The sequence below is a fragment of the Candidatus Angelobacter sp. genome (assembly GCA_035607015.1).
GTDB lineage: Bacteria > Verrucomicrobiota > Verrucomicrobiia > Limisphaerales > AV2 > AV2.
The window spans coordinates 1-4,925 of record DATNDF010000038.1; the positions used below are offsets into that span (position 1 = coordinate 1).

Here is a 4,925-nt window from a genome sequence, read left to right on the forward strand (position 1 = left end):
CGTCTCTCGATCGCCCGTGCGCTGCTTCGGAACGCGCCGATTCTTATCCTGGATGAACCGACCAGCGCGCTTGATGCTGAAACGGAGCGTTTGATCTTCGAGGCGTTGGAGCGCTTGATGCGTGGCCGGACCACGTTCCTCATCGCTCACCGCCTGTCCACCGTCCGCCGTGCCGACCGCATCGTCGTGCTCAAGAACGGTCTGGTTGCCGAGAGCGGTACGCATGACGAGCTGCTAGACCGCGGTGAATTATATGCGCACCTCGACAACATTGCGTTCGAACCGCGAAAGAAGGCAGCCTCTGCCGCCCATTGAAAGGCATTCCCGAAATGCGCGCTGAAGATACCGACCTTTTCCGGCTCTGTCGCTGGCTGTCGCGCTATGCGTTCCGGCGCTGGCCGGGGTTGCTTGGCGTCGTCGTCACTATGTTGTTCAAGATCGGTCTGGACATCCTCAAGCCGTGGCCGATGGTTTTCCTCGTGGATTTTGTGCTCAAGGGGGAAACCACTTCGGCGTTTTTTTCGCATGTTGCAGGGATGCTGCCGGGCGGTTCCGAGCCGGCAAATCTTGTCGTCTGGAGCGTGGTGGCCACCGTCCTGATCTTCCTGCTGGGTTGGGCTGTCGGGCTGGCAAACGCTTATGTCAACATCAGCTTCGGCCAGCGCATGGTTTACGATCTGGCGGGCGACCTGTTTGCGAAACTCCAACAGCTCTCACTTCATTTCCACGCGCGTAAATCGGTCGGCGACAACGTCCGCCGCCTCACCGCCGACTGCACCTGCGTTTCTGTCATCGTGAAGGACGCACTCTTGCCGGTTTTCTCCGCGACGGCCAGCCTCGCGGCGATGTTCGTCATCCTCTGGTGCGTCGACGCTGCGCTCACGTCGCTCGCGCTGGCAGTCGTTCCGTGCATGGCGCTGGTGTTCCGTCATTACGCGAAGCCGATGATGGATCGCAGCTATCAACAACAGGAGATTGAAGGCCGGATCTACAGCCTGGTGGAGCAAACATTTTCGGCCATGCCGGCCGTGCAGGCGTTCGGCTGTGAAGAGCTGAACGAACGGAGCTTCCGGCAAGCCACACGCGACACCCTCGCCGCGACGCTCGCGCTGACCAACGTACAATTGCAGTTCAAAATCCTGATGGGTCTCGCAACGGCGGCAGGCACGGCAGGCGTATTGTGGCTGGGAACGCAACACGCGCTGGACGGCCGGTTGAGCATTGGCGCGCTGTTGCTGTTTCTTTCCTATCTGGCTTCGTTCTATGCGCCGCTCGAAGCGATCATGTACAGCACTTCGACGATCCAGGGCGCGGCCGGCAGCGCGCGGCGTGTTCGCGAAGTGCTGCAAACGGAACGCGAAGTTGCGGACAAACCAGGGGCGATCGCGCTGGCGGTCTCACGCGGCCACGTAAAGGTCGAAAACGTGACGTTCGGTTATGAACGAGGCAGTCCAGTGTTGCGCGGCGTGTCGCTGGAAGTCCTGCCCGGCGAAATCGTCGCGCTGGTCGGCGCGACGGGCGCGGGAAAGAGCACGTTGGTCAGTCTCGTGCCGCGTTTTGTCGATCCTTGGGAAGGCAGTGTGCGTATCGATGGACGCGATGTGCGCGACCTGCAGTTGAAGTCGTTGCGACGCCAAGTCGCCATTGTTTTGCAGGAGCCGTTCTTGTTTCCTCTGAGTGTCGCCGAGAACATCGCCTACGGCAGACCGCGCTCCACGATGGCCGACATCGAAACCGCCGCGCGCGCCGCGGGCGCGCACGATTTTATCACCCGGCTTCCGCAAGGCTATCATACGGTGATCGGCGAGCGTGGCGCGACGTTGTCTGGCGGCGAACGGCAGCGTCTTTCGATCGCGCGCGCGCTGCTGAAGGACGCGCCGATATTGATTCTCGATGAACCGACCAGCGCGCTTGACGTGGAGACCGAGCGCGCATTTCTGGAGGCGTTGGACCCGTTGACCGCTCGCCGCGCGACGTTCATCATCGCGCACCGTCTGTCAACTGTGCGGCGCGCGAACCGGATCGTGGTGCTGGAAAGGGGCGCGATCGTGGAAACCGGTTCGCACGATGAGCTGCTGGCTTGCGGCGGCCTTTACGGGAAGTTTTTCCGCCTGCAATTTGGAGCTAATCCCAAATGAATGAACCCTTCGGCCAGTCTGTTGCCCTGCCACCGAACGTCCGCATCGGCCCGAATACCCTGATCACCGGCGATCTCGCGTTCAAACGCTTTCACAGCAGGCGCGACACCGCACTGATCGTTGGTTCGAACTGCACGATGGACGGCGTTCACTTCGCGTTCGGCGAGCAGGGCAGCGCGCGCATCGGTGATTTTTGCTACTTCACGAACGCGGTCCTGCTTTGCGAACTCGAACTGCGGATCGGCAATTACGTTGTCATCGGGTGGAACACGACGATTGCCGACTCGGATTTTCATCCGTTGGCGCCGGCGGAGCGCATCGCCGACGCAATTGCCTGTTCGCCGTTGGGCAGGGGAAGGCCGCGGCCGGAAATTCCCCGCAAACCCGTCGTGATCGAGGACGACGTCTGGGTCGGACCGAACGCGACGATTTTGAAAGGCGTGCACATTGGATCGGGCGCATGGATCGAACCCGGCGCGTTGGTTACACGCGATGTGCCACCGGGAGCGCGAGTGATGGGCAATCCGGCGCAAGTGATGGGGGAGGTGGAGTGAACCCCGACCGCACGTTGCCGTGGGATTGGTATCCGGGAAGAATACCTGAGAACGTTTCCCTGGACGAAACGGCCTACGTCGAGACCTCGTTCAGTTTCCATTTCTTCCGCAGCCGGCTGCCGCTCGGTGTCGAGATCGGACGGGGCGCTTCCACTTATCTTGGAACCATGTTCGATATCGGACCGAAAGGCCGCGTGAAGCTTGGCAATTTCACCCTCGTGCATGGCGCGCGAATCATCTGTGATGCCGAGGTCACCATAGGTGATTGCGCTCTCATTTCTTGGAATGTCGTGCTGATGGATACCTGGCGGTTGCCGCGCGCCGCGCGAGACCGCCGCGCGGAACTCGAACTTGTGCCAACGCGCCGGCCAAGGCTGGCCACGGGTGACAACACGCTTGCGCGACCAATCCGCATTGAACGCAATGTCTGGGTGGGGTTCGATTGCTGCGTGTTGCCCGGCGTCACGATTGGTGAAGGTTCGGTCGTTGGCGCGCGTTCGGTTGTGATTGAAGACGTGCCCCCGTTCACGGTCGTGGCCGGTAATCCGGCCTGCGTGATTCGAAGGTTGGATCCTCAGACAAGGACGCACGATGCCTGAACAACGCCCGGCAAGAGGCAAGGTCATCGTCTTCGGTATCCTCTTCTGGTATCCGCTGGCGGGCGTGACCTTCCAGTTCCTGCATTACCTCACCGGCTTGCGGAAACTCGGTTACGATCCCTATTATATCGAAGATTCGGGCCGCTGGATTTACGACCCGCGCCTCAACGACCTTTCACCCGATGCAACCGGCAACATCGAAGCTGTCCTGCCCGCGCTCGAGGCTCACGGGTTCGGCGACCGCTGGGCGTTTCGGGGAAATTATCCCGACGGCAAATGCTATGGCATGACAGGGGAACAGATTTTGCAACTTTACAGGGAGGCCGACGCATTCCTGAACATCACCGGCGCCCAGGAGATCCGCGAGGAACACCTCGCCTGCAAACGCCGCATCTATGTCGAGTCCGATCCGTTCGCTTCCCAGGTCAAAGAGGCCAAAGGCGACGAGGGCATGATCAAAACGCTTGCGGCACATGACACGTTGTTCACCTTCGGTGAAAATCTCGGCGCGCCAGATTGTGTTGTGCCGGCCGGAAAATTCCACTGGTTGCCAACACGCCAGCCCATCGCGCTCGATTTGTGGGACAATTCTCATCCACCACGTGCCGATACGGCCTACAACACAATCACGACCTGGCACAACAAAGGCAAAGACATCGTCTGGAACGACGACACGTGGTATTGGACGAAAGATCGTGAGTTTGAAAAATTCCTCGACCTGCCGCGGCGCAACCCGAATGTGGCGTTCGAGCTGGCAGCGACCGTGGACGAAAAGGTGCGGCGTCGATTACATGAGCACGGCTGGCGTCAGGTCAGCTCGCTCGAGATGTCGCGCGACTGCGACGTTTACCGGAATTACATTCAACAGTCCCGCGGCGAGTTCACGGTGGCGCGCGACCAGTATGTTCGCCCGAACACCGGCTGGTTCAGCGACCGCACCGCATGCTATCTTGCGGCGGGCCGCCCGGTCATCACACAGGAAACCGGCTTCAGCAAATTCCTGCCGACCGGCAAGGGGCTGTTTGGTTTCAAGACGATGGCCGACATTCTGACGGCAGTGGATGCCATTGAAAGCGACCACGCGGGCAATTGCCGCGCGGCTCGCGAAATAGCGGCGGCATATTTCGCGGCGGAGAAAGTGGTGGGCAGCCTCATGCAACGCGCAGGATTGTGAAAATTATTTTCGCCGGTACCATTGGGCGTTCCGGCCTCGGCGGCCAGGCCTGGGCGAGTCTGCAATATCTGCTCGGCTTCCGCGCGCTCGGCCATGACGTTCTCTACCTGGAAGACTGCGGCGAAACCACCTGGGTCTGGAACTGGGAAAAACAGGAATGGGATTACGGGCTGGATTATCCCTCGGAATACGTCAACGCCTGCCTCGCGCCCGTCGGTCTGGGCGACCGGTGGATCTACCGGACGAACGCTGGCTTTCGTGGCCTCCCGCCGGACCAGTTCCACCAATTTTGCGCAGCGGCCGACCTGCTCATTCTGCGCGCCGCGCCACTCTGGGTCCGGCGGAAGGAATACGACTTGCCACTCCGCCGCGCCTTCATCGATGTTGACCCCGGCTTCACCCAGATCAGCATCGCCAATGGAGACAAGGGGCTGATCGAGGGCATCTCACAATGCGATCG

6 protein-coding genes are annotated in these 4,925 nt (G+C 60.6%); all 6 read left to right on the top strand.

Annotation, left to right across the window (positions count from 1 at the left end; translation table 11 throughout):
- A partial coding sequence (locus tag VN887_01560; protein ID HXT38688.1) for a hypothetical protein occupies positions 1–315 on the top strand: 315 nt, incomplete at its 5' end.
- A 14-nt stretch (positions 316–329) separates the two neighbouring features.
- Positions 330–2,138 (top strand): ABC transporter ATP-binding protein, encoded by a 1,809-nt coding sequence (locus VN887_01565; protein HXT38689.1) that lies wholly within the window; start codon positions 330–332, stop codon positions 2,136–2,138.
- Complete coding sequence (locus VN887_01570; GenBank protein ID HXT38690.1) at positions 2,135–2,692, top strand: acyltransferase; 558 nt, start codon at positions 2,135–2,137, stop codon at positions 2,690–2,692. Before VN887_01565 ends, VN887_01570 begins: the two co-directional genes overlap by 4 nt.
- Entirely contained in the window at positions 2,689–3,291 is a 603-nt protein-coding gene (locus VN887_01575; GenBank protein HXT38691.1) for a hypothetical protein, read from the top strand. Before VN887_01570 ends, VN887_01575 begins: the two co-directional genes overlap by 4 nt.
- Positions 3,284–4,465, top strand: a complete 1,182-nt coding sequence (locus VN887_01580) for a hypothetical protein (protein ID HXT38692.1) — start codon at positions 3,284–3,286, stop codon at positions 4,463–4,465. The genes VN887_01575 and VN887_01580 overlap by 8 nt, the downstream gene beginning before the upstream one ends.
- On the top strand, positions 4,462–4,925 hold a 464-nt coding region (locus VN887_01585; GenBank protein HXT38693.1), incomplete at its 3' end, for a glycosyltransferase family 1 protein. The genes VN887_01580 and VN887_01585, both read left to right, overlap by 4 nt.